The sequence below is a fragment of the Bradyrhizobium sp. NBAIM08 genome, from assembly GCF_020193935.1.
Lineage (GTDB): Bacteria > Pseudomonadota > Alphaproteobacteria > Rhizobiales > Xanthobacteraceae > Bradyrhizobium > Bradyrhizobium yuanmingense.
The window spans coordinates 25,346-49,980 of sequence record NZ_JADYVR010000019.1 but is presented as its reverse complement, the minus strand read 5'-3'; the positions used below and the strand labels follow the sequence as shown (position 1 = coordinate 49,980).

Genomic DNA, 24,635 nt, shown 5'->3' with positions numbered 1-24,635 from the left:
AAGAAGTCCACGCGCATTCGCGGGGCGGGCCTGCTTCGACAGTGGTCCCGATCCAATCGTCTGCCCGCCTGGCCTCGCGGGCTTCAACGCTGACGTCGAGAAAATTCAGCCCTGCCTTCGGGAGTGGGAGGGAGCCCGGCCTCGATGAGCCATTTCCGGATATGACCTGGGACGTACCCCTTGGATTCCAAGATATGTTGCTCGTCTCGGTCGCGTCGCGCGAAGTACTCCTCGACGGTGAAATTCTTGATCAGGAACCTCCTGAATCCCGCCGCGTTCGATCGCACGTACTTGAACCTGGCCACGAAGCGTCCCTCGTACTCGAGATACATGCCATCCCAGGTGAACTTGGATTTGTCGAATGCCGTCATGTCACTCCCGAAGCGAACTTTCGTGCGTATCTGCGCGCTTAGAGCTTGCCGCGAAAGCGCTCGGCGGCCCATTCGCACCATTGGTGTGGATCGGCAGAGGAACGAAGAAGTGGTCGACGACGCAGGGCGGAAGTCCGTCGCGAAAGGCGATCCTCTCTTCTTGCGTCTCGATGACGCCATTGCAATGGATCGATGCCCATGAAGGAAAATAGCTTGCGCCATTCCTCTAACCGACAGATCAGCCGTATGCGGAGAGATCGCCGTAAAGACCGGCTTTACGTATCCTTGCATGGCCCCGATGACGCAACGCGTCGGCAGGTAATCCCGATTGCTCGCTATTACCCGCTCAACGAGCTACTAGCTGAAATGACCCGCTACGCGGAACAGGAGTTCGGCAAAGTTCATGTGAGTTATCTGCTTCTGCCTGGTGTCAACGACACGCAACAGCATCGGGATCAGCTCAGCGCCGTAATTCGCGGGCGACCACTGTTCAAATCCTTCTGTGGCTCCGATCTATCGCGAGTTCGGCGTGAAATGGGATGAAGGCGTCGTTGCTTGGGACGGTCTGCGGCTCGACGGATGGGCTTCCAGCAAGGGCATCCCAGCGGCCATCGACCGTTTTTCGCGGACTTGACGTATTCCTTCCGCGATATCCTCGACAGTGAAGCAGACGGGTATCCGCTCACTTTTCTGCGGCCGCTTCGTCGTTCTTTGGACCGCTCCGGAACCGCGCGAACCCCTTCAACGTTGCTCCACCATTGGATTGGTAAAGGGAGCAGCCGATGGCCGCAGCGAAGAAGAGGACCGGGCGTGGACGCAAACAGGATCGGGCCCGCGTGGCCAAGGGACAGGCTTACGAAGTGCGATAAGAAGCAAAGAAGACCGGCCGCTCGGCCTCGGCGGTGAAGAAGGCGGTCAAGAAGGTCGGCAACATCTTCCCCGACTATCCGGCTCCGATCGTGCGCAATGGTGCGGATGGACGCGACCAAGAAGCGCGCCGAAAAGCTGCAGGCCAAGGGAAAGATCGTCGACTTCAAGGAATTGAGCCGGATTCCGGGACCACCAACATCCGCAACGTCGGCAGCGCGCACTGGAAGCGTTGGCTGGGTACGGAGCACCGCTGCCTGGTCCCCTTCACCTCGTTCAGCGAGTACGATACCATCGACGGCAAAAGGACGCCGGTCTGGTTCGCTCCGGACGAAAGCCGGCCGCTGCTCGCATTCGCCGGTCTGTGGACGAACTGGACCAGCGTCCAGAAGGCCAAGGAGGGCGAGGTCACAGCCGACATCTACGCGTTCCTGACGACCGAACCGAACGAGGAAGTGAAGCGCGTGCATCCGAAGGCGATGCCGGTGATCCTGACGACGACGGAGGAGTGCGAGGTCTGGATGCGGGCGCCGTGGGAGGAAGCAAAGGCGCTGCAGCGCCCGCTGCCCGACGGTGCGTTGAAGATCGTGGCGACCGGCCAGAAGGAGGATATCGCGCCGCCGTAGCGTCCTGCGCAGGTCGGTCTCCTCGACCAACGTCCGAAATCATCGACCGCAATGAGGATTTGCGCCGAGTGCGCTCGGCGGCATCGGATCCGGCTCTCGTGCGGCGACGTCGAATGCGCGTCGCGAGCTTGCAGGTGGACAGCCGGATCCGCAGCAGAAATTCGGAAGCCGCGCCTCCGCTAGGCAGCCACTGCGTCCGGCGCCTCTTCCTCTTCGCGCTTTCGGTTGATCAGATTGAGCAGGTGAACGGAGGCCCGCGCGTCGCAGAGCGCCCTATGATGATTGTCGAGCTCGATCCCGTAGATTTCACACAAGCTTCCGAGTCCGTAGGACTTGAGGCCCGGAAAGCGGCGGCGCATCCCGGTGCACGTGCACAGCTTCGGGAAGCGGAAACGCCGCTCCAGTCGCTCGAATTCGTAGGCGATGAAGCCGTAGTCGAAGTTCACGTTGTGGGCCACGAAGATTCCGTCGCCCATGAAGTTCATGAAGCTGTCGGCCAACTCGACGAACAGCGGAGCGCCGCGCACCATCTCGTTCGTGATACCGGTCAGTTGAACGATCTTGGCCGGGATGGGGCGCTGCGGATTGACCAGGCTGTGCCACTCGTCCACGACCTGGTGATTGCGGACCTTGACCGCGCCGATCTCGGTGATGCGGTCCCCGCTCGACCAAGCGCCGGTGGTCTCGATGTCCACCACTACGTAGTCCTGCTCGGGATCGAAGCGATAATCGACGCGCCCGATCTCGGCGACGATGCCGGCCGCACCAAGTTGGCGGAGACGGGTCAGCTGATTGCGGCGGATGGCGTCGCCTTCCGTCTTGATCTCCATGAACGAGACGTTGCCGCCGCGCACCACCAAGAGGTCGGGAAAACCATCCCTCATGCCGCGGAAGTCCTCGCACATCGCGCCGACGATCTTCGCGACGCCGGCGGGATCGGCACCATCGAGCAGCGCGCGAAGCGCCTCGACCTGGACGTGGTCCCAGGCGAAGATGCCGTTCGCTCGTCCCCAGCGCTGCGCAACGGTGCGCAGCAGCGACGGTAGCGCCCGTCGCGAGCCGATGGCTTCGAGCTTCTCGTCGATCGACGGCGCGAACAACCGACGGAAGCTGCGGTCCTTCAGGCACTGCGGCAGCCAGTCGAAGCCGCTGGGAAGCTGCGAGCGCTCGAAGAGCTCGTCCCAGAACAGAAGACCGAACAACGAGTGCCAGAGCCCGTTCTCGGCGTGGAAGACCTTGGCGCCCTCGCGCCGCAGGACGCCGGCGACGCCCGCTTCGGGGTTGCCGCGGTGCGTGTCGTCGACAGTGATGACGCGCCCGGCCCGCAGCAGTTCGGTGTGCAGGCCCGTGCGCCGGCCGCCGAACTTGCGCGCGTAGAAATCCGTAGCGAAGAGGTGTTCGCCATCGCTCGCGGGATCGTCGATCATCCGCTGCAGAAGCTCTTCGGCTTCGGCGCGTTCGCCTTGGCCGTAAAGCAGGCGCGCCAGACGCTCGTTGCATTCGGGCGACGAACCTGCGCGATAGAGCTGGCGGGTGAGGTCCTTTTCGCCGGCCTTCTCGAAGAATAGTCCCGTCTGATGCGCCGCCCGGCTGCGGAGCTCGGCGGCGTATTCGCCGCCGCAAGTCGGGCCGGCAAGAACGTCGATCGCGGCCCGGCGATGGACGGACTCGGACTTCGCATCCAACCGATCGAGGATCTGGCTGTAGTGGAACGATGCCAAAGCCTCGTCGCCGTCCGTGAAGCGCGCGCTGAACGCAGTTTCCTGGTTGGTCCGGAGGATCCCGAGGTAGCGCAAAGCAAAGTTCTTGAGGTCCACCTCGGTCTTGCCGAAGTAGAGATAGAGCAGAAACTCGATCGGCCTCGTGCCGTCGAGAGCGATGAATTTGTGGGCGCCGCAATGCTGCGCGGCCACGGAGTAGGGTATCCGCTCGAGATAGTAGTCGATGAATTTCGGCTTCGACCAAGACTTGCGCACGTCTCCGCGCCCGGCCGCTTGCGCGCCGGTCATCAGGACCTCCTTCGGCAAGCAGGCGATGAACGCCGCGTAGTCGGCTTCCCCGAGCGCGCGAGCGTGGCCGGCCGCCATCAGCTCCGCGGCGGCCTGATCGACGTCCTTTATCTCAGGATAGCTGAACAGCGACCGGTCGAAGATCGCGCCACGGCGGTTGACCATCCCGACCAACAGGCACTGGGCATCTTTGGAATGACCTCCGAAGCGTGCGACGAAGGCAAGATGCTCGGCGGCGAGTATCGGACCGTAGGTCTTCTGGACGAACGCCAGCATCTCAACGAAATGGTCGAGGTAATAGTAGACGGGCAATACCGGGAGCTTGGCCACGCGGACCTTCAGGCATCGGGATTCGGTTGTTCTACTTTTGTTCGAAGACATCAACGAAAGTCAATACCCCTTCTCCCACTCCCCGACGGATTGGGAGCCGGGATTTCGCACGAGGAGGCGCAGATGGATGGCGTCAAAATTCTTCGGAGGCCAACGTCTCGTTTGTCTGCTCAAGTGTGGGCACGCGTCGACCGCGCAGGTCGGAACAGGTGGACAACCGGAGCTCTCCCGATTTCGAATCCCTGTCCCGTGTTATCCGCCGGGAACGCGCCGGCGGTCATGAGGATTCGTCCCGGCAGGAGCGATCTCGATGCTGATGACGAAGGAAAGACCGCGGGCGATCCGGACGTTGAGAGGCTGGGCGATGGGCGTCCTGCAGGAAGCCGGCGCCATCAACGAATGCGAGGAGCATGGCTGGGTCAAAGACCGCGCCGATCCGCACGCGCGCGAACGGGCCTTCGTAGTGGCCACGCAGGATCCGCCAACCGGGGTCTCTGCGGACGATGCCGTTGAGGAGATTCGTGACGTCCTGGATTCGATCGGCGACACGTGTCCCGAGTGCCCGCCAGATTCGGCGCTTAGCGTCGGCCCCGCCTTCCAGCCGGACATGTGCGCCCTTGCGCCGCCCCGACATCCTCCGATAGCAACAACGGTCGAACGTAATTTGCGAGTGCGGCACCGCCTCAAGGCCGTGCTGCACGGCGACCGGGGCGGGGGAACGACGTCATCCATTACCAATTCAACAAGCCCGACCGGTTGATCAGCTCCGGACGCATTACGCAGATCAAGAAGGGGGTGTACGGGGCTTCCGTCGAGGAGGCCGTTCCGGAAGAACTCGAGGTCTTCCTGTCGGCCCGACAAGATGCGGAGATCAAGCCGCTCCCTGCGCCGTCTCCGGTCGCTATGCGCATCCTCCGCTCAATGTTCGTCCGCGAAACCGGTACGTGGCGGCTGGCCGGCGGCGAGACCGACCGTACCGAATGCAAGGCGGGCTTCCGGCTGCGACCGGAGGATCGCTTCTCGAAGGCTCTCCGCGCAATCGCAGGGCTGGCCAACAACAAGGGGGGCTACCTACTGTTCGGTGTGGCGGATGCCACCTTCGTAGCGGAGGGACTTGCGGACGACGCCTTCACGAAATCGGGCATCTCGCTCGTCAACAGGATCCTCGCGGGCGCCCTCGATCTCGTCCCGCACGTCACGAAGGGCCTCATCGAGCTCGGCGGAAAGCAGGTGGGCGCGCTGTACGTGGAAAAGCACGATCATGGCCCCGTCATCGCCATCAAGAACGTCGGTCAGGACGTCAAAGAGGGAGGAATCTATTTCCGGTACGTCGGAGAGACCCGCCTGATCAAACCCGGAGAGCTCAGGCAGATCATCGCCGCGCGCGAACAGCGGGCGGTCGCGGAGTTCAGCGCCCGCATGAATCGCGTCGCGGTCGGCAAGGAGGCGACGATTGATCTCGACTCCGGCGAGTTCGCCGGCACCAGCGGCAAATTTCTCATCGACAAGTCCCTGCTCCCGAGCATCCAGTTCGTCCGCGAAGGCGAATTCAACGAAATGAAAGGCGCGCCGGCGTTGAGACTGATCGGCGACGTCGAGCCGATTTCGGAAGTCGAACGGGAGAGAACGAGAATCATCCGCGAAAACGTGACGCCCGACGCGGTGGTCCGCAATTTCCTGCGGAACGAGAAGGTCGCAGAGCCGATGCAGTATATCCTCTTCAAAGCCCACGCCCAGCGCAAGTGGTTTCCGGTGTGGTTCTACATCGACCAGACGCAGTCGACGGCCGAGCAGATCGCCGAGGATCTGCGAAAGCAGGTCGCGACCTACCCGTCGTCGCGGGACGCGCTCGTCGACAGGCTCGCGGGCAAGGACGCGGCTTTCCGACAATCCAGCGGGAAGGCCGAAGCCCTGCGTACCAAACTGGTCCGAGGCGAGATCACCGCGCCGACCGACGTCGACGAGGACGTCGTCTTTGCCGGAGCGGTCCAAGCTCTGCCCGCTACGACGAACACGAAGGATCTGGAGGAGATCCGGAAGATCCTGATCGACTGCCTGGACCGGGCTCAGGAATCGGACCCGCGGAGCAGCAATCGTCGGGGAGCCATCTACCGGGCCGCATGCCGGGTCGATGAGTTGCTCTACATGAAGGAGCAGACCTAGGCCGATTTCCGCCGTGCCCCCGCCGGCGCGCGCTTCGCGACTGCCTCCTTGGCCGGTTTCTTGCCGGGGATCGGCATCAGCATCTCCTTCTGACCCGCGGCGGCCTTCTTCGACTTCTTGGCTGGCTTCTGCGGAGCCTTGCCCTGGGCCGCAGCGCCGCCGACGCGCCGCCGCAGCGCCTCCATTAGGTCCACGACGTTCTCGCCCTTCGGCCGGTCCTCGGAACGATCGGTTTGCCAGCCCGCTTCTGGTTGATGAGTTCGACCAGCGCCGTTTCGTACTGGTCTTCGAACTTGTCCGGCTCGAAGCTGCCCGACTTCTGTTCGACGATGTGCCGGGCGAGATCGAGCATGTCCTTGGTGATCATTGAGGCTTCCATTCGACCATCTGGTCGTTGAGCCCGTCGTGCATGCGACACGGCATTTCGGGATCGAAGGTGTCCATCGGGTTCATGCGGTATGTCCGGGATCGACATCCTTCGGCGTCTTCTTCTCCCGCTGAGGCGCCATCCTCGCGGGGCTTTCTATTCCGGGGACACCGCGCGGGCCCAGCTCTTCGCGCTGGATATCGTCTTCCGAACGCTCGGGCTCCACGCCATTCATCGGCTTGTCGGGCATCATTCCATCCTGGCCTTGTACTTCAGGTCGCGGATTCGTGTTTCAGCCTCCTCCTTCGAGGTCACGATCTCCGATTCATCAGGTGCTCTCGCTATCGCGCTGAGCCTCTTCAGCTCGGCGAGCTGTTCCGCGGTGGGCTTTTCCATTTTCGATTCCTCGACGGCCTGCATTCGTCATCGGGCACGCCCAGCAGCCGATCGATGGTTTGCTCGCAATCTCCGGGGGCCAGGCTCGATATGGCGAGCCAGGACGCCTGAGCCTCCGCCACCGCCCTCGGCACCCGCTCCTCCGGATCCATGACCGGTACTCCACGTACTCGGAGGCAAACGCAGCTATGAACGGTGCGTTCCTTTGCTCAGACCCTTGAACGAGCTGGCGCGAAGCAGGCCTTCGGAGGTGATGTCCCGATATTCGATGTCGGCGTAGAACTTGGGTTCGACCCAGGTGGCCTTTGGCTTTCTGATGGTCTTCGTCAGCTTCTGCTTCGGGCTTACCACGGTATCGAGCGCCTTCCGGATCTGCGCTGACGTGGTCCGGCTCCATCCCGTGCCGACCTTGCCCATGTAGACCAAGTCCTTGCCTTCCTTCTTGCCCAAATAGAGGGCGGCCACGCCGGAGGGGTCCTTGATGAAGCCGACCACAGGGAATTTGCCCTTCTGAACGACCTTGATCTTCTGCCAGGCCTCCACCCGCTCCGACCGATAGGGCGCGTCCACGCGCTTGGAAACGATGCCTTCGTAATTCAACTTGCCGGCGGCCGAGAAGAGCGCCTGCCCATCTCCTTCGTGATGCTCGCTGTAAAGGATGGGCTCATTGAGCTTATGCTCCTCCATCAACTGCTTGAGCAGCCTCTTCCGCTCGATCTGCGGCTCCTTGCGCAGATCTCTGCCGTCCTGCCACAGCAGATCGAAGGCGAAGTAGATCAGCCGGTCCTGGTCGCCTCTGCCTAGATCTGCCTGCAGCTCGGAGAAGTTCGTGCGCTCGTCGTGAATGACCACGACCTCGCCGTCTACGATCGCCTGTCCTTCGATGTCGAAGGCGCCGGCTATCCTCGAAAACTTGCTGATCCAGTTGTGGCCGTTGCGCGTGTAGGCACGGCGATCCTCCCCGTCGATGCGGAGCTGAATACGGTAGCCATCGTATTTGATTTCGTGAATCCACCTAGAGCCCGAAGGTGCCTTCAGCTTTAGGGCCGCAAGCTGGAGAAAGATGAACCCCGGCATCCGAGAGGCTTGCGGCTCTCTGGCCGGCTTCTTGGTACGCTTCGCCACGCTACACAACTCATAAAAAACCCACCGCCGGGTTTGGGCCGACGGCGGGCGGTCTACCTACCTTACTCAACGAGTCCTCCAACTTCGGAGGCTGTGACGTGTTCCGAAGCGCACCAAGGCCATCGCGTTGCCCCGAGAACCGGTCCAAACGCCGCGCACAGGTTCCTATTTGAGCCCGCGGACCTCCCCCCACCGAGTTCGACCGAACCATAGGCTCGAGCCGGCGTTTACCGACATCATGTCAGACGCATTCGACTACTTCCGGGCCTATGCCGTACGAGCTCTCTGCAGGGCCCGGTCTATGCCGCAGGGCAAGATGAAGCATCTGCAGCTCGTGGCCGGGCGAATATACAATCTCCTCAAGAAAGAGGCCGCTTACGGCCCGAACACGCAGCATCTGGAGGACTTCCGCGCAGCGCAGAAACTCGAGAGATCCCTCGATTGTCCGCCGGGCGATGGCCCGGCCGCTCAAAGTCATTTTGCTAAATCGAGATCGTCGAGCGCGGGTCGGGAGGCTCGTTGAGTGGCTTCTCTCGACAGTCCCACGGTAGCGAGCCTCCTGCGAGAATACGCGCAGCGCGGCGGCAATCCCTACCGGGCAAAAGCCTATTCACGGGCCGCGGACAGCCTGGCCGCCCTTGCGATGCCTCTTCATGTGCTCATCGCCGAAGAGCGGCTCACGGAGATCCCCGGCGTCGGCGATGCGATCGCCGACATCATCACCAAGCTGCACAAGACCTCCTTGACGCCACGGGCGACGATCCGCAGCGTGCCGTCCGGCAGTGGCCGCTGCCGTCCAGCGGGCTCAACCCGCTGGCGATCGGAAAGAGCACCGGGGGCCTTTCGAATTTGCCGGTGCGTGTCACGATGACGAGCTGACGTTGAAATCGAGCGAGGCTGTTGTCGCCGCCGAGTCCGTTGTCCTCGCCTTCGATCAGCGCCTTGTACATGCTCTTCATTGTCTTTCGAGCATCGATTGAAAGCTTGTCGAAACTGCAGTCTCGGGTCTCCCGCGTCCAGGTCACGTCCTTCCACCAGGAGATCGGATGCGTAAGCAGCAGCTCCCAACGGTGGCCGGTCATCGGGTCGGGCGGAGGCCAACCCATCCCCGGTTGGTTTGCGAGCTTCAGGAGCCATTGTCGACGACGTCGTCGGGCCAATTCGGGAAGTCCGACTTAATGTCCGGGAGCGAAACCATTCACGGCGCACCTTGTCTAAGGGCCGCGCGGCGGCCAAAGCGATTAGAAATCGTGACGGATGGCAGGCTCTCGCGGCTTCGCTGTCGATCCTGAGGTTGAACAATTCGGGATTCGTTTGCGGTCGAGAACGGTTTGCCGTGCTCGGCAGCGCTCGCTTCGGCGAGCGCTTCAATCCGATCTTTCAGAACTTAAGCGAAGCAACTAGAATTCACGTGCGGTGCAAGGGAGGGGTGTTCGCCGAGGCCGGAAACGCTCTTGAGCCTCCGCTGCCGCCGTACGGACGTCTTCAGCCGAAGCCAATCCAAGTGCTTCCGATTGTCCGCCGGTCGCGAGATTGTAAGCAACCGCAGTACGGCCACCTGCATTGAAAATCGCTCTAAACAGGGCTTGATCGAGGTTCGTATGCAGCGCATAAATTCGTGCAACGACGACCGAATTTGCCGCCCGTTGTGCAAAAATTATATTCGATGGATTGGGAACGCGTTCGCATGTTCTTGGAGGTCGCGCGAGCAGGGCAAATCCTGAAGGCATCGAAGACTCTTAGGTTAGATCATTCCACGGTAGCTCGACAACTTACCGCTCTTGAGCGAAGTTTGAACACTAAGCTGCTTGAACGACATACGTCTGGATGCACTCTAACTGCGGCAGGCGAGTCGTTGATGGTCGCGGCGGAGCGCGCGGAGAGCGAATTTATCAGAATGAGTTCGAGCATCAGCGGCGCGAATCAGGCTATCACAGGTACAGTGCGCGTCGGTGCACCTGACGGCCTTGGCAACTATTTCCTTGCAGAGCGCCTCGGTATGCTTGCTGCGAAACATTCAAGGCTCGTCATCCAACTGGTTCCGCTGCCACGAACATTCTCGCTATCGCGGCGAGAGGCCGACATAGCGATCACGTTGGATCGCCCCAAACAGGGCCGACTGATCCTGGCGAAGCTAACCGATTACACACTAAGTGTGTATGCGGCGGAGAAGTACCTTGCGCGAGAGGGCCCGATCACAAACCAGCACGAACTGGACGGCCGATTGTTCGTAACGCATGTTGAGGACATGGCCTACAGCCCCGCCTTAGACTATGCTTCTGTACTCGGTCGCCTTAAGTCACGTAAATACGAATGCGGCAGCGTGGTCGCGCAAATGGAGGCAATTCGCGCCGGGTATGGAGTCGGAATCCTTCACGACTATGCAGCGCAACGGTATCCGGAGTTGAAGCGCGTGCTGCCGGCAGTTCGATTCGTGCGCAATTATTGGATCACCTCTCACCCTGATACGCATGAGACACGCCGAGTTCAAGAGGTGCATCGATTTATCTCTAGATCCGTGAAGGCCGAGAGGGCCTCATTCGTATCGGAGTAAGATGGACAGACGCACAGACGGATGCATCGAATAGGCTAGACTTCATATTGCAGTCGAGAAGGGAGCGCAAACGTCGCTGACGAGTGCCTAGCGAGAAAGCCTGTCCAGCGCATGCGGAAAATGGTGCCAGGAATTCCGGTGCATCGGCTCCTGAAGATGGGCCCAGATCATAAGTACATCGTCATGAGCAAGGCTCTCGCACGACAATCTAGCCTATAACCGAGCTGGTCCAACAGGCGCGCTTGGAGAGAGACGTCTCAATTATTTCTTTTTGAAGAGTCGGATTGTCACCGCTGAGGACAAACACCAGCACAGTCTCAGGGTACGCGGCCAACGGATTGGCGGGGCTTAGCTGAACGTCACCGGCCGCGACTTGAACAAGGTACCTGTTGTTTGCTTCCTCGGACGTGACTATGACACCCTTGATTCGCTCTGTTATTTTTGCCAGCTGGCTCAAAGATTCGCGCATTCCCAACTGGTCGACCAAATCCTTCGTGCGCAGAACCATGGTGCTGAACGCGGTTCCGGAGAGCTCAGCGTCGCTCGCGGCAGGAAGAACTTTTGAGGGAAGGCGCGTCAGAATCGGTATGCCATCCCGCAAGTAGATTGCACTCGCATCGACTTGACTATGACGGGTGCGTACAACGACTGCCTCTTGGTTGAGTTCGCGTAAGATCGCTTCGACCTTGGACACCCGACTTGCGTGTACAAGATCTATTTTGTTAAGGATCAGCCGGTCGGCCGCTTCGATTTGCCGCTGGACCAGTTTGCCAACGAACCTGTCGTTCAAACGATCGACGAAACTTGAAGCGTCGATCACTGTAATCATGGCGCTGAGGCTCAACTCTCGCAGGCCTCGGCTGTAATATGAAATGCGGCGAGGGTCGCCAACTCCGCTGGCTTCGACCAGAATGCGCTTTAGTCGCGGACGAAATGCAGTCATCCAATCGAAGGCTTCTCCGAGTCGATCGGTGACGGAGCAGCAGACGCAACCATCTTGAATGCCGAGCGTCAGCCCAGCCTCGCTAATCACGTGTTGAGCATCGATGTTGATAGGCGCGAGGTCGTTTACGATAACGCCTGTCTCTTTGGAGCCCCACGCTTGTAAGAGGTGATTGACAAGGCTTGATTTGCCGGAGCCGAGATACCCGCCAATTATGATGACGTCCACACTCATTGACGCGCTCTAAAAGCTGTTCGGAAAGTACTTTCCTTCAAAAACGGTGCCGAGAACCTTGATTTCGCGGATGCGCTCCGGCGGCACTTCGAACGGATCACTATCCAGCACAGCGAAGTCCGCTTTTTTGCCCGAGCGGATACTACCGACTTCGCTATCCATTCCGAGTATATAGGCGGCGTCGATAGTGATGGCTTTCATCGCCTGCTCGACTGAAATGCGCTCGAGTTCTCCCATGACCTTACCCGTTTCAGACAGGCGGTTTACTGCAACCCAGGCGTTCACCAGTGGTGCTGCGGGCGCCATGCTGAAGTCTGAGTGCAAGGAGAAGCGAATATTGTTACGCGTCAAAGTGCCTAGCCGGGACATCTGCGATGCCCTCTCATAACCGAGTATGCGCTTATAAAAGCGGTCGCTGAGCTCATGAACGTAGTAGACGTTGACCGAAGCATTGGCGCCCAGCTCGGCCGCACGCTGAATTTGTTCCGGTGTGCTAACTCCCAGATGCTCGATGACGAGCTTGCGTCCAAATCGCGGCCGGCGAGCTTGGAGATGCTCGAGCGTGTCGAGGACGAGTTCTAGACCCAAGTCGGCGGAGGTATGAATATGAATGACGTTTCCGGCATCCCAATAGGCTTCGGCAGCCTGGCGTAGGATCTCGGGCGATGTGATCCAGTGGCCATCCTGGCCCTCGATCCGACCCGGCCAGTTAAGTTGCATCAGGTTGGAGAAGAATCCACCGTCAGCAAACAACTTGACCGATTTGCCGAAGTGTGCGCGCTCGGTTTTCGTTGCGCGCAGAGCTTCGAGATGAGCCATACGCGCAGGGATGTCGACGGAGTCCGCTCCGAAGGGAACTCCAACGGGAGTCATTTGCACTCTGAACGGCGTGTTTTCATCGAAGGCTTCCTGGCAAAGCTGCCATTCCAGCTCTTCGCCGCCGATTTTGCCAAAGGCCATGTCACCGATCGTGGTGTTGCCGCCCGCACGTATGACGTCTTTGAAGGAACGATATCCAGCCTTGATACGTTCGGGTTCGAGGAGATAGCTCCGTAAACGCGCCAGCACCATGGCCATGCCGCTCTCGTAGAACAGCTGTCGTTCGGCATCGACTTGGGGATGCCTTTCGGCATCCTCCCGCGTTATTCCGGCCCATGCCATCGCGGCGTCGTTGAGGTAAAGCGAGTGAAAGCCGCGGTGCCACACGACAATCGGCCGTCTATTGGAGATGCGTGACAGAAGTCCTCCGCTTACCGGGCCGTGCCACAACTCGTGATAGCCCCAACTTACGAGCGGTTCGCCCTCGGAGAGCTGGCTTTCGATCTCGGTCAGACGGTTGAGAAATTCGTTTTGTCCACGAACGGAGACGAGCGATCTCCCAGGCAATTTCCAATCCACGCCAGTGATCCAGTGCATGGGAAGGAGTATAGAAGCCAGAGCAGGATGCACATGTGGGTCTATGAAGCCGGGCATCAGGACGGCATCTCGAAACCTGTCGTCGATCTCAGGTGTTTGGCCTGGGAACCACGGCCGGATTGACTCTTCCGTACCAACTTCGAGGATGCGAGACCCTCGAACGACCACGGTGTCGGCGACCGGCAATGACGGGTTCATCGTCCGGATGGTCTTCGCCCTGTAGATGGTCGTCTTTTCCACCTTGGAATCCTTCCGAAGATCTGTTGGGAATGGCCAAGCCCGTGCCATGACAACGCCGAGTTAGAGCCGGTTCACTATGCGCGGTCACAAATGCGATCGCCAGCCAACGGCTGCTCAAGGTTCATTCTGCTCGTGATGGTAACGTGCACCCGGCACCACCATTCACGACGCATCGTTGCCGCTACTGCTTCGGTTAGCTGCTCGCTGTGAAGAAGGGTTGATGGCCGGCAGCTAGGAATGGTCGTCTGTGCTATGCAGCCTGTCGCCCACTCGGCGCTTCTTCGGCCGAGCACTCCCAAATTCTTTCTCCCTCGACGTACGTGCCGAGGACCTTGAGATCAAGCACGTGCTCTGGATCGACGGCGCGCGGGTTCTTGTCGAGGACTACAAAATCCGCATATTTGCCAACCTCAATGCTTCCGATCTCGTTGTGCTTTCTAAGATGGAAGGCCGCGTCAATTGTTATGGACCGCAAGGCCGAATCCATATCCATGATCTGATCTGGGCCAATAACGTTTCCTGCGCGGCTTCGGCGAGTGGTGGCAAGATGTAGACAAAGGAGCGCGTGCGGCCAGGTCATCGGTGGGTCGCAGTGGAGCGAACTCCGCATCCCCTTTCGGACGGCGCTCCCCGCTGGCACAAACTTTGCGGCCGCTTCCGGTCCAAGGAGCGCGTCGCGGAGTGCTTCGCCCCAGTAATAAAGGTAAGGTAAGAAGAAGCTACACACCACTCCGAGCGTGTTGCAGCGGTCAATTTGGTCTTCGCGCAACGTTCCGCAATGCTCGAGCCGGAACGGTCGCTTTGCTTCGGGAAACTCATTGAGTGCCGCCTCATATGCATCCAGAACCGCGTCGATAGTCCGATCGCCATGCGTATGAACGGACATTTGATGCCCGCGGGCGGCGTAAGCTCGTATGATACGGTTCAACTCTTCGGGCTTGTAGTTCATGTGACCGACGCTGTCGCGCGGTAGACCCATGCTCGTAAGGGTGATTTCGTTATTGAGGTATGGCTTTGTCAGCCACACGTTGCCCATAAGGACGGACCCATCACCCCACACCTTGATGCCGGCCATTGCAAACCGATCGTTTCCTCCCTCAAAGGAAATTGTCTCGATTCCTTCGGGAACTGCTCTCTGATAGCAAAAGACCCGAATGGGCATTTGCTCTCTTTCCAAAGTCTTCTTGTAGAAGAGGCTGGTCATGGGCGTCACGCCCATTTCGGAGCTGGTCGTATATCCAGACTTTGAGAACTTCCACAGCCAATCCCGTAAGGAGTCGACGCCCCGCTGCTCGCCGCAGAGAGCATAGAAACTCTCGATGACGTATTCGCGCGAGCGCTCCTCAAATTTCCAAGGTTCACCATTCTCATCGCAACGAACATTCCCGCCAGGAACAACGGGGGTTTCGCGTGTGATTTTAAGTGCCTTAAGGGCCGCCGAATTGAGGTAAATTCCGTGCATGTTTGACACCTGCACCGCGATCGGAATGTTCGGTGAGAGTTCGTCCAGGTCGGCCTTGCTAGGCTCTTTGGCGCCGACGTGGAGCTGGGGGTCAAGCCCCAGGAACCAGAGGAACTCACCATCTTTTGCTTTGCTAACTCTTCTTCTTATCTTAGCGAGAGCCGCCTCGTACGTGGGCGTGTGCACCGATCGAATATCGACCACGGGGTCGCCCCAACACAAAGCGCTAAGCAGGGGATGACCGTGTGCTTCGACGAAGCCGGGTAACATCGTGCGCCCATCGATATCGACTAGAGTTGTTTGCGAGCCACGGTGACGGCTTACGGCCTCCCAAGATCCAACGGCGAGTATTTTTCCCTTGGATATTGCCACGGCTTCAACCTGCATCTGGTCGCGATCCATCGTGACTATCGGACCGCCGTGAAAAATTGTGTCTGCGCCCATCTGTGCTCCTCCTGCCGGCTTTCCGGCGTCAAGCGCCGTTGGTCTGCCCTTCAAACATTTCCGTGAGTGTGTCGGTTGGTAGTTCGCCGCGCACGCCTATGAACACCAGCTCGCTTCTGCGATCGCCTGAAAAGGAAGGGCGGAGATCGATCGTCGAGCGCTTGCCGATTAGCTGGAAAATGCCGCTCTGATCGGCCAAATCCGAGAACCGAACGATACCTTTCGCGCGCAAGATTGACGCAGGAAGAGCCTTTACGATGTCAGCGAAGTTGGCTTGATTCCCGACATTGCCTGACCAGGACCAACTCTCAAACGTGCCGGAATGATTACGAATCCTTGAGGTGCCGGTGCAGGCGGTACAGCCTTCGTGACGGCAAGGGCTTTCAGCGCGGTCGCATCGAAAGGATGCCTTCCGATTAAGCCGGAGGGCCTCTGCGTCGCCGTCACCGAGCAGCATAAATGCCGGAAGGATGGCATTCTGCGTCTTTATGATTCTCATCGTCGGCAACGCACCGCGGAGTATCGTGATCACTTTGTCGGCGAACCGCGGCGCTATCAAATCGGTCTTGTTGAGTAATACATAATCCGCGACCGCAGCCTGATCGATAGCAAGCTCAGTATGTTCGAAGCTTAGGCTCGGGAAGTTTTCGGCATCAACAACGCAAATGGTGCGATCAATCCTCAGCCGGCGAGAAACCGCGGGTTGCATAAATGCATCCGCAATGGCCATCGGGTTCGATACGCCACTTGTCTCGAGCAAAACTCCGTCGAACCTCTGCTCCGAAGACGCGATAGACAGAATTGAGCTCAAGAGGTCATCTTTGATGCTGCAGCACACACATCCATTGGTAAGAGAAATGATGGTGTCGTCCTGCGATGCGATAAGCTTCACATCGATGCTGAGCGCGGCAAAATCATTGACGAGGACAGCCAGCTTCAGCCGAGTGTGCTGTAGGATGTTGTTCAGAAGCGTCGTCTTTCCGGCACCCAGAAAGCCGGACACAATCGTAACCGGTAATCGTTGCTCCCGGGCGAAATGCAGCATCGTCGGCGAATCCTCGGTGATTACAGCAACGGTCAGGCGCGTCCGTCGCCTGCCACACCGCCCCAGGTACGAAGTGCGTTTTCGAGCCTTTGAAAATCGAAACGACGAAGCAGTTATTCCGATAAATCAACGGAAAAATTCTGTCAACATGAAATTTTACGCAAGAATTTCACGTGTGTGCTTGGCTGTTTCGGTCCGCACGGGACTTGCGTTTGCGAGACGTGGGAATGGCGTTCGGGTGTACTTCGCCAGCAGCGCAGCCGGCTGAGGACCTATCAATGCACGCAGGCGGAATGCGCCCAGACAAATTGGCAGGCATCCTTTTTAGGACGGAGTGTCCATTTCGTTTCGTGGCGCCGATCATTGCCAATGGCGAGGACTGTCGTCGGTTATAGAAAAGGTTCTCGCGGAGGCAGGTTTGCCGCCCCGGCGAGGGAGATGCTTCGCTAACAGGCACCGCTTCATTAGGGCAGATCGCCAGCCCGTTTAAGCGGGTCCATTTCTCTTACGAAGCAGCGCGACCTGGTGTAGCTTCTATCGTATGCCCCGGTCGCTCCGGAGCGAATGCAGCGGTCGCGATCATCAATTCAAGGAAGCTGCGCGACTAGGTGACGACGACCCGACCCTACGCCGTTTTCTTGCCCGGTTGTTTGCAACGGCGGCAGAGGCGGCAACGATTGGTCTCTATGCTCCTTCGAGATGATATCTGTATGGGGTCATCTGATTGCAGCTCGAGCCATTCTCGGATCTCCGCTTATCGACAGCGTGTCTAATAGTGCGGCGGGGTAATGACCCAAACCACTTTAGCTGGCACCGTTCCGGGATTTGCGCAGCGATGTTGCAAGGTGCTGCTAAAGGAGAAGCTGTCTCCTTCTTCAAGCTGAAACAGCTTGCCGTCGACCCACAGGTTCAGTTGCCCAGCAATCACAATCCCCGCCTCGTTGCCGTCGTGGCTGTATTCTTCGCTGTCGGCCCCCGGTTCAATCGTACTCAAGAGCAGCTCTAGAGGGCCAGCGAGGTTAGGCGAGAGAAGCTCCTCGGCGATCCCGAGGCCGGTGAATGTCAATCGGCGGCGGTGCGCTTTACGAACGACGATGTCTCGTTCGCCCGGCGCCGCCTGCATGTTCCCGTTGAAGAACCAATTCATATGTACGCCAAGAGCGTCGCTCAGCTTCTTCAGAACACCGATGGGCAGCTTCGATTGATTTCGTTCGACTTGGCTCAAATAGCCGACCGAAATGCCGGCGGCCTGAGCAAGCTGGGTCAGCGTCAGCTTCTTGATCTTCCGAAGTTCGCGGATCTGGCTACCGACGGCAGCCTCCAAATCCATTCCGCTTTTTGTTTCAGAGGCCGCCCATTCCTCAGCTGTGCGTATCGGTCTAATCGCCATGGGCTCTCTCGTCCTTCAATGCGGGCGGCGTGCCGCGACCAGCCGCCTGTAGCCACAAGCCACCATTCAAACCGCCAGATTGGGCTCAATCCATTTGGAGCGCCTGCAACATGAGCTCCCGACTACCCGATTCCTTATAGAAGCCACAACATCGAAAAAAAACTCCAGATGTGAAAAATCTATTCACCTCTGTGAAAAAATATGCAATATTTTCACGAAAGATCGTTAGGAGCTTTAGGTGTGACGGATCTCCCGAAGTCGGCCCAAGTCGTCATTGTTGGCGGCGGTATCATGGGCTGCAGTCTTGCCTACCATCTTACTCTTCGTGGGTGGACGGATGTCGTTTTACTCGAACGTAAGCAGCTTACGTCGGGAACGACGTGGCACGCCGCCGGGCTGGTAGGCCAACTCGGAGCAACCCACAACCTGACGCGGTTGGCCCAATACACGACCGAACTCTATGATCAGCTCGAGAGAGAAACAGGTCAAAACACCGGCTACCGTCAGATCGGATCGTTGGCGATTGCAAGTCATCAGGAGCGATTTGAGGAGTTGAAGCGCGGGGCCTCAATGGCTCGTTGTTTTGGGCTGGAAGTAAATATCTTGACTGCTAAGGAGGCGGCCGATCTTTGGCCGTTGATGGTGACCGAAGATGTTGTGGGTGCGGTCCATCTTCCGAAGGATGGTCAGACCAATCCAGTGGACACGACGCATGCGCTCGCAAAGGGTGCCAAGAGTCGTGGGGCGAAGATATTTGAGGGCACGGCTGTAACCGAGATCATGACCGAACGCGGTCGTGCTGTCGGTGTTCGCACCAAGGACAGCGAAATCGCTGCCGAATTTGTGGTCAATTGTGCGGGCATGTGGGCGCGGGACCTCGGTGCAGCCGCGGGGGCGATCGTCCCACTTCACGCAGCCGAACACTTCTATATCGTCACTGAGCCGGTGCCTGACATAAAAAAGCACCTTCCCGTGCTGCGGGACGCGGACGCCTGCACGTATTTCAAGGAAGATGCCGGCAAGCTGCTGGTCGGCTGGTTCGAACCGGTTGCAAAGCCCTGGGGGATGGAAGGCATTCCCGAGAGTTTCGAGTTCGATACGTTGCCGGATGATTTCGATCACATCGAGCCGCTGCTTGAGGGAGCGATCCGTCGCGTTCCCATACTGGCAAAGACGGGAATCCAGTTGTTCTTCAACGGACCGGAGAGTTTCACCCCGGACGATCGCTATATGCTGGGCGAGACGCCAGAGGTGCGAAATCTCTTTGTGGCGGCAGGCTTCAATTCCATCGGTATTCGTTCGGCCGGCGGAGCAGGCAGAGTTCTCGCCGACTGGATTGTCGATGGTCATCCGCCGATGGACCTGTGGGACGTCGACATACGGCGCGTCATGCCTTTTCAATCCAATCGTCTTTATCTACGGGATCGAACGGTCGAGTCGCTTGGCTTGCTGTACGCGATGCACTGGCCGTTCCGGCAGGCGGAGAGGGCGAGAGGAGTCCGGCGTTCGTCGCTACATGACCGCTTGCTCTCGCGGGGGGCTTGCTTCGGTGAGGTCGCGGGCTTCGAACGGCCCAATTGGTATGCGCCAAAGGGGCGCGAGCCCAAATATGAATATAGCTTCGGGCGGCAAAACTGGTTCGACTATTCCGCGGCGGAGCATCGCGCGGTTCGCGAGAACGTCGGACTGTTCGACCAATCCTCTTTCGCCAAATTCGTTTTCGACGGCGATGATGCCGAGCACATTCTCAATCAAATTTGCGCAAACAACGTCTCAGTTCCGATCGGCCGCATCGTCTATACTCAGTGGCTGAACGAGCGGGGGGGCATTGAAGCAGATGTGACGATCACCCGTGAAGGCGAAAAGCGCTTCCTCATCGTTACTGCGGTCGCCACCCAAGTCAGGGATTTCGCCTGGTTGAAGCGCAATATTCCAGAAGGTGCCCGGGCGCTGGCCGTCGACGTCAGTTCGGCCTACGCCGTCCTGGGCGTTATGGGTCCGAAGTCTAGAAGTTTGCTGAGCAAGCTGACGGATGCCGATCTGTCGAACGGAGCGTTTCCATTTGCCAGCTCGAAGATCATCGATCTTGGTTATGCCAAGGTGAGGGCGAGCCGTATCACCTATGTCGGCGAACTGGGATGGGAATTGTATGTGCCGACTGAGTTCGTCCAGGGTGTATTCGACGTTCTTGTCGAAGAGGGGGCTTCATTCGACATGCGTCTCGCCGGCTACCATGCGATGAACTCGTTGCGGATGGAGAAAGGATATCGGCACTGGGGCCACGACATCACCGACGAAGTTACCCCGCTGGAGGCCGGGCTCGGCTTTGCAGTTGCTTGGTCGAAGCCGCAAGGATTCATTGGGCGCGATGCGTTGCTGCGTCAAAAGGAGGTGGGCCTCAAACGCAAGATGATCCACATGGCAGTCGAGGATCCCGCACTAATGCTCTACCACAATGAACCGATTTGGCATGACGGTCGGCTCGTTGGGCGCATCACGTCCGGCATGTACGGTCACAGCATTGGAGCTTCTCTTGGTCTGGGATACGTCGAGAATCCCGACGGCGGAGGAGTTGATGCGGCCTTCTTGCAGAGCGGAAGATTGGAGATTGAGGTTTCCGGCGTGCGTGTGCCCGCACGTGCGTCGTTGCGCGCGTTCTATGATCCGGCGAACAATCGGGTGAAGGACGTCGAAGGTGCCGTTACCGTGTCCGCGGCGGCTTCCTGATCGGTGCGTGTCATGTCTGAAATCAACACGGCACCCATCAAAATCCCCGATGCAGGGAGTTCGTCTGTCTTCCTCTCGTCAAAAGAACGAGCAGATCGTCCCGATTTCGTCCTGACATTTTCCTGCCCGGACCGGACCGGCATTGTCCACGCCGTCTCCGGTTTCCTCGCGACCCATGGATGCAACATCAGAGACAGCGCTCAGTTCTCCGATCGCAGCGTCGGCAAACTTTTCATGCGCATCTCTTTCGACGCGCTCGCTGAGACCGGAACCTCACGCTTACAGTCGGAGTTTGCCGAGGTCGGAAAGTTGTTTGACATGACGTGGCAATTGCATGATTTCGGGTTGAAGCCACGGCTCATGATTATGGTCTCGCGGGCGGGGCACTGCTTGAACGATCTTCTGTTTAAGTATTCCACCCGAATGCTCGATGTCGAGATTCCGTTGATCGTTTCGAACCATAAGGATTTTTTCCGCCTTGCTGCGTCCTACGACATTCCTTTCCATCACCTGCCGATCACCGCCGATACAAAGCTGGCGCAAGAGGCAAAACTGATGGATCTGGTCGAGCGGGAACGCATCGACTTGATCGTTTTGGCTCGATACATGCAGGTCTTGTCGGATGGGGTCTGCCAGAAGATGTCTGGGCGGGTCATCAATATCCATCATTCGTTCCTGCCGAGTTTCAAGGGAGCGCGGCCGTATCATCAGGCCCAGGCAAGAGGCGTGAAGTTGATCGGTGCGACGGCGCACTACGTCACGGCGGACCTAGATGAGGGGCCTATCATCGAGCAAGACGTCCTGCGCGTTGATCACTCCCTCACGCCGGAGCAACTCTCGGCAGTCGGACGTGACGTCGAGGCCGCGGTATTGACGCGAGCCGTAAAGTTCCACGCGGAGAACCGGGTCTTGTTGAACGGCGATCGCACAGTGGTATTTGGATGAGCATTTTGATGCGGTCAAACACGAAATGAGCGCAGTGGTGATCGACGGTACTGCCGCGGCCAGGCAGCTTCACGCCGTGTTGCGTGGTGCCGTTCTAGATCTCGTGGAGCGTGGGGTGACGCCTGGCCTTGCGGTCGTGCTTGTGGGCGATGATCCCGCGAGTTCGGTTTACGTTCGCAACAAGGTGCGAAAATCGGTCGAAGCGGAATTGCGCTCGTTTCATCACAGATTACCCGCCTCAACCAGCGAAAGTGATATTCTGGCGCTGATCACACGCCTGAACGGCGCCGAAGACGTTGACGGCATTCTCGTTCAACTGCCGCTACCCTCTCACATTGACGCCCAGAAGGTGACTGCCGCCATTGATCCAGAGAAGGACGTTGACGGTTTTCATCCCACTAATGTGGGCAACCTGTCGCTCAGCGCCTCCGCTTTGATCCCCTGCACGCCACTCGGCTGTATGCTCTTGATCAAGAGCGTCCGTAAGGATCTTACAGGACTTTCTGCGGTCATCGTTGGTCGTTCAAACATAGTCGGAAAGCCGCTGGCACAACTCCTGTTACGAGAAAACTGCACGGTTACTATAGCCCACTCCAAGACCGAGGATCTGCCATCGGTCTGTCGTGGCGCAGACATCCTGGTTGTGGCGGCCGGACGGGCGAGATTCGTTCGTGGCGATTGGATCAAGCCTGGTGCAATCGTTATCGACGTTGGCATCAATCGCATAGGAGGCGATGGCAATGAGCAATTGGTTGGCGATGTGGATTTCGAGGGCGCGCGCACTGTTGCCGGCGCACTGACACCCGTCCCGGGCGGTGTGGGCCCGATGACCATTGCGTGCCTGCTCAGAAATACGATCGAGGCTGCCTGTCGCCGCCGGGGTGTTTCTTCGCCGCTTGACCATAGCGCACTAGGCGCCGGAGCCCCTCCGCCACTCCTGCGTTGATTGAACTGCGCGTAAGGCAGAAGCATTCGACCTAAGCAATGGTGATGGCGAGCCCAATTGAGCAAGATCTCTGTCAGGGAAGGATCTCGATGGATCGCATCCGATCTTCATTTAAAGCTAGGGTGACGCGGTTGCCTGAGATGCGCGTGCTGCGTTCGGCGGCTTGCCCGGCGCCGCGGCTCGAGGTCTACGACGAGCATGGCATGCAGGGCTTTAGCTAGTCTCAAGCACGTAAGGAAGACAACGCGATGAAAGTCACCGGTGATCCGCCTGAGCCGGATCGCGCGGACCCGAGCGAAGATGCATTGGCAGCTGATCTGCCGGGTTCCTACTGGTAAACTTGCTGCCCGCTGCCGGCTACACGCGCAACGGGGACGATACCGCTGTTAACATATACCGCCGCCGGCGACCGCCTGGTGCAGTTGAGAAGGGACCCGAGGATTTGACGTTAAGTCTGTCAGGGTCACGTGTCGGATGCGCGAGAGGCAAACTCGTCGGTCTTTGAGGAACATCGTGAAGCTCGCCAAACCCTTAAGGAGTAGTTGATGGCTTGGCTTGGTCATGGCCGCGGGGCAGCTTCGCGAGCCAGTCGAGCATAATTGACCTGCTGAGCCGCGACCGGTTGGCGGTTCAGCGTCTGTCGTTCTTCGGCGCGCCCACTCAGTTGCGGACTTGGCCACAGACGCCCCAAAGCAATCCCCGCATAGAGGCTAACCGGCCAACGAGAACACTCGGCGTCTTCACCCAGCGGGTCGTCATCAAAATGTCCTTGTCCCCAAAAGGGGGACTCCGAAAGATGGTTTTCGGAACGGTTGACAAGGGCCGTAGGAGATGAACTTGCCGCGATCCGAACGCTCCGCGTAGAGCATCGCAGCTGGCCGAAAGACCCCATGCGGGCGCAACATCTGTAGAAGTTTCGACTTAATCTGACGGCGAGGTTTGAACTGGCAGGGAATGGAGCTGCGGGCGAGCAGGAGCGCTCACCCAAAGGGCGCTCCCGCGCAGCCCGCAGCGTCTCACAGGAGACGTTCCCATGACCCAGGAACAGAAGGTCATTCGCGCGAAAGTCGGAATGCTGGAATCGGCCAAGCAGCTTGGCAACGTTAGCCAAGCTTGCCGGATGATGGGCTATAGCCGCGACAGCTTCTACCGGTTCAAGGAACTTTACGACAAGGGCGGCGAGCTGGCGCTGATTGAGATCAGCCGCAAGAAACCGATCCTGAAGAACCGTATCGCGCCGCAGGTCGAGGCGGCCGTCGTTGAGCTGGCGATCGACCAGCCGGCCTGGGGCCAGGTGCGGGTCAGCAATGAGCTCAGGAGCCGCGGCCTGTCGATCTCCCCGTTCGGCGTGCGGACGGTGTGGCTGCGTCACGACCTCGCCAACGTCAAGAAGCGGCTGACGGCGCTGGAGGCCAGGATGGCCCAGGACGGCCTGGTGCTGACCGAGGCCCAGCTCGTTGCGTTGGAAAAGGCCAAGTCCGAGAAGGAGGCGCACGGCGAGTTCGAGAGCGAGTGCCCCGGCTATTGTAGTGCGCAGGCACCTTCTATGTCGGCAACATGAAGGGGGTCGGGCGGATCGATCAGCAGACCTTCATTGACACCTACAGCAAGGTGGCGTTAGCCAAGCTGTATGATCGCAAGACGCCGATCACGGCGGCCGAGCTGTTGAATGACCGCGTGGTACCGTTCTTCGATGCGCGGGGCATCGCGCTGAACCGGATCCTGACCGACCGCGGCACCGAGTATTACGGCAATCCGGAGCATCACGAATACGAGCTCTACCCCGCCGTCGAGGACATCGATCACACCCGCACCAAGACGAAAAGCCCACAGACCAACGGCATTGTCGAGCGCTTCCACCGCACCGTGCTCGAGGAGTTCTATCGCGTCGCGTTCCGCAAGAAGATCTATCCGAGCATTACTGCGTTGCAGAGCGATCTCGATGAGTGGATCACCGCCTATAATGAGTTACGCCCGCATCAGGGGCGCTGGTGCTACGGCAAGACGCCGAATGCAAACCTTGCTTGACGCAAGT

18 protein-coding genes and 5 pseudogenes are annotated in these 24,635 nt (G+C 58.9%); 11 read left to right on the top strand and 12 right to left on the bottom strand.

The features are described 5' to 3' along the window. Positions 1 to 83: 83 nt before the first annotated feature. Positions 84 to 371, bottom strand: coding sequence for a hypothetical protein (locus tag I6F37_RS35765; protein WP_225130634.1), 288 nt, complete (start codon positions 369 to 371; stop codon positions 84 to 86). A gap of 198 nt (positions 372 to 569) precedes the next feature. Here I6F37_RS35765 and I6F37_RS35760 point away from each other — a divergent pair, with 198 nt between their 5' ends. The 3 genes and pseudogenes from I6F37_RS35760 (at position 570) to I6F37_RS35750 (ending at position 1,864) form a co-directional block, all read left to right on the top strand. Beyond that, positions 570 to 914: a hypothetical protein gene (locus I6F37_RS35760; protein WP_225130636.1), complete on the top strand. Its 345-nt coding sequence runs from the start codon at positions 570 to 572 to the stop codon at positions 912 to 914. 239 nt (positions 915 to 1,153) lie between these two features. After that, positions 1,154 to 1,303 (top strand): annotated as a pseudogene (locus I6F37_RS35755) (DUF3606 domain-containing protein); the annotation flags it as partial. Between the two features lie 27 nt (positions 1,304 to 1,330). Further along, positions 1,331 to 1,864 carry an SOS response-associated peptidase family protein gene (locus I6F37_RS35750; RefSeq protein ID WP_345944135.1) on the top strand — a complete coding sequence of 178 codons (534 nt, stop codon included), beginning with the start codon at positions 1,331 to 1,333 and terminating at the stop codon, positions 1,862 to 1,864. A gap of 179 nt (positions 1,865 to 2,043) precedes the next feature. Here the strand turns inward: I6F37_RS35750 and I6F37_RS35745 are convergent, their stop codons facing one another. Next, positions 2,044 to 4,203: a 3'-5' exonuclease gene (locus I6F37_RS35745; RefSeq protein WP_225130638.1), complete on the bottom strand. Its 2,160-nt coding sequence runs from the start codon at positions 4,201 to 4,203 to the stop codon at positions 2,044 to 2,046. A 310-nt stretch (positions 4,204 to 4,513) separates the two neighbouring features. On the opposite strand from I6F37_RS35745, the pseudogene I6F37_RS35740 reads away from it, so the two are divergent. Both I6F37_RS35740 and I6F37_RS35735 read left to right on the top strand, forming a co-directional pair. Continuing rightward, positions 4,514 to 4,774 (top strand): annotated as a pseudogene (locus I6F37_RS35740) (hypothetical protein); the annotation flags it as partial. Positions 4,775 to 4,959: 185 nt separating this feature from the next. After that, positions 4,960 to 6,366 (top strand): helix-turn-helix domain-containing protein, encoded by a 1,407-nt coding sequence (locus I6F37_RS35735; protein WP_225130641.1) that lies wholly within the window; start codon positions 4,960 to 4,962, stop codon positions 6,364 to 6,366. On the opposite strand, the pseudogene I6F37_RS35730 reads toward I6F37_RS35735, so the two are convergent. From I6F37_RS35730 to ligD, 4 genes and pseudogenes are all read right to left on the bottom strand, one after another. Continuing rightward, positions 6,363 to 6,730 (bottom strand): annotated as a pseudogene (locus I6F37_RS35730) (Ku protein); the annotation flags it as partial. The gene I6F37_RS35735 and the pseudogene I6F37_RS35730 sit on opposite strands and share 4 nt — an antisense overlap. An 85-nt stretch (positions 6,731 to 6,815) precedes the next feature. Beyond that, complete coding sequence (locus I6F37_RS35725; RefSeq protein WP_225130731.1) at positions 6,816 to 6,983, bottom strand: hypothetical protein; 168 nt, start codon at positions 6,981 to 6,983, stop codon at positions 6,816 to 6,818. Further along, entirely contained in the window at positions 6,983 to 7,129 is a 147-nt protein-coding gene (locus I6F37_RS35720; RefSeq protein WP_225130643.1) for a hypothetical protein, read from the bottom strand. Before I6F37_RS35720 ends, I6F37_RS35725 begins: the two co-directional genes overlap by 1 nt. A gap of 186 nt (positions 7,130 to 7,315) precedes the next feature. Continuing rightward, positions 7,316 to 8,254 carry a non-homologous end-joining DNA ligase gene (gene ligD / locus I6F37_RS35715; RefSeq protein WP_225130645.1) on the bottom strand — a complete coding sequence of 313 codons (939 nt, stop codon included), beginning with the start codon at positions 8,252 to 8,254 and terminating at the stop codon, positions 7,316 to 7,318. A 523-nt stretch (positions 8,255 to 8,777) separates the two neighbouring features. Between ligD and I6F37_RS35710 the strand changes: the two are divergent. Then, a pseudogene (locus I6F37_RS35710) lies at positions 8,778 to 8,993 on the top strand (DNA polymerase/3'-5' exonuclease PolX); the annotation flags it as partial. On the opposite strand, the gene I6F37_RS35705 reads toward I6F37_RS35710, so the two are convergent. Beyond that, positions 8,974 to 9,336 carry a hypothetical protein gene (locus I6F37_RS35705; RefSeq protein ID WP_225154038.1) on the bottom strand — a complete coding sequence of 121 codons (363 nt, stop codon included), beginning with the start codon at positions 9,334 to 9,336 and terminating at the stop codon, positions 8,974 to 8,976. The pseudogene I6F37_RS35710 and the gene I6F37_RS35705 overlap by 20 nt on opposite strands. Before the next feature lie 584 nt (positions 9,337 to 9,920). Here I6F37_RS35705 and I6F37_RS35700 point away from each other — a divergent pair. After that, positions 9,921 to 10,808 (top strand): LysR family transcriptional regulator, encoded by an 888-nt coding sequence (locus tag I6F37_RS35700; protein ID WP_225130647.1) that lies wholly within the window; start codon positions 9,921 to 9,923, stop codon positions 10,806 to 10,808. A gap of 208 nt (positions 10,809 to 11,016) precedes the next feature. On the opposite strand, the gene I6F37_RS35695 is transcribed toward I6F37_RS35700, so the two are convergent. The 5 genes from I6F37_RS35695 to I6F37_RS35675 form a co-directional block, all read right to left on the bottom strand. Beyond that, complete coding sequence (locus I6F37_RS35695) at positions 11,017 to 11,985, bottom strand: GTP-binding protein (RefSeq protein WP_225130649.1); 969 nt, start codon at positions 11,983 to 11,985, stop codon at positions 11,017 to 11,019. Between the two features lie 9 nt (positions 11,986 to 11,994). Continuing rightward, positions 11,995 to 13,641: an amidohydrolase gene (locus I6F37_RS35690; protein ID WP_225130651.1), complete on the bottom strand. Its 1,647-nt coding sequence runs from the start codon at positions 13,639 to 13,641 to the stop codon at positions 11,995 to 11,997. Between the two features lie 250 nt (positions 13,642 to 13,891). Beyond that, positions 13,892 to 15,547 carry an amidohydrolase gene (locus tag I6F37_RS35685; RefSeq protein WP_225130653.1) on the bottom strand — a complete coding sequence of 552 codons (1,656 nt, stop codon included), beginning with the start codon at positions 15,545 to 15,547 and terminating at the stop codon, positions 13,892 to 13,894. Positions 15,548 to 15,575: 28 nt separating this feature from the next. Continuing rightward, on the bottom strand, positions 15,576 to 16,592 hold the full coding sequence (locus I6F37_RS35680; RefSeq protein ID WP_225130663.1) for a GTP-binding protein: 1,017 nt from the start codon (positions 16,590 to 16,592) through the stop codon (positions 15,576 to 15,578). A 769-nt stretch (positions 16,593 to 17,361) separates the two neighbouring features. Then, entirely contained in the window at positions 17,362 to 17,982 is a 621-nt protein-coding gene (locus I6F37_RS35675; RefSeq protein WP_225130665.1) for a helix-turn-helix domain-containing protein, read from the bottom strand. Between the two features lie 240 nt (positions 17,983 to 18,222). Here I6F37_RS35675 and I6F37_RS35670 point away from each other — a divergent pair, with 240 nt between their 5' ends. From I6F37_RS35670 to I6F37_RS35655, 4 genes and pseudogenes are all read left to right on the top strand, one after another. After that, entirely contained in the window at positions 18,223 to 20,709 is a 2,487-nt protein-coding gene (locus I6F37_RS35670; RefSeq protein WP_225130667.1) for an FAD-dependent oxidoreductase, read from the top strand. Positions 20,710 to 20,721: 12 nt separating this feature from the next. Continuing rightward, positions 20,722 to 21,654, top strand: coding sequence for a formyltetrahydrofolate deformylase (gene purU, locus I6F37_RS35665; RefSeq protein WP_225130669.1), 933 nt, complete (start codon positions 20,722 to 20,724; stop codon positions 21,652 to 21,654). 25 nt (positions 21,655 to 21,679) lie between these two features. Then, a complete protein-coding gene (gene folD, locus I6F37_RS35660) occupies positions 21,680 to 22,600 on the top strand; it encodes a bifunctional methylenetetrahydrofolate dehydrogenase/methenyltetrahydrofolate cyclohydrolase FolD (RefSeq protein ID WP_225130725.1) in 921 nt (306 codons plus the stop codon). Between the two features lie 1,033 nt (positions 22,601 to 23,633). Beyond that, positions 23,634 to 24,610: pseudogene (locus tag I6F37_RS35655) on the top strand (IS481 family transposase); the annotation flags it as partial. Positions 24,611 to 24,635 lie beyond the last annotated feature (25 nt).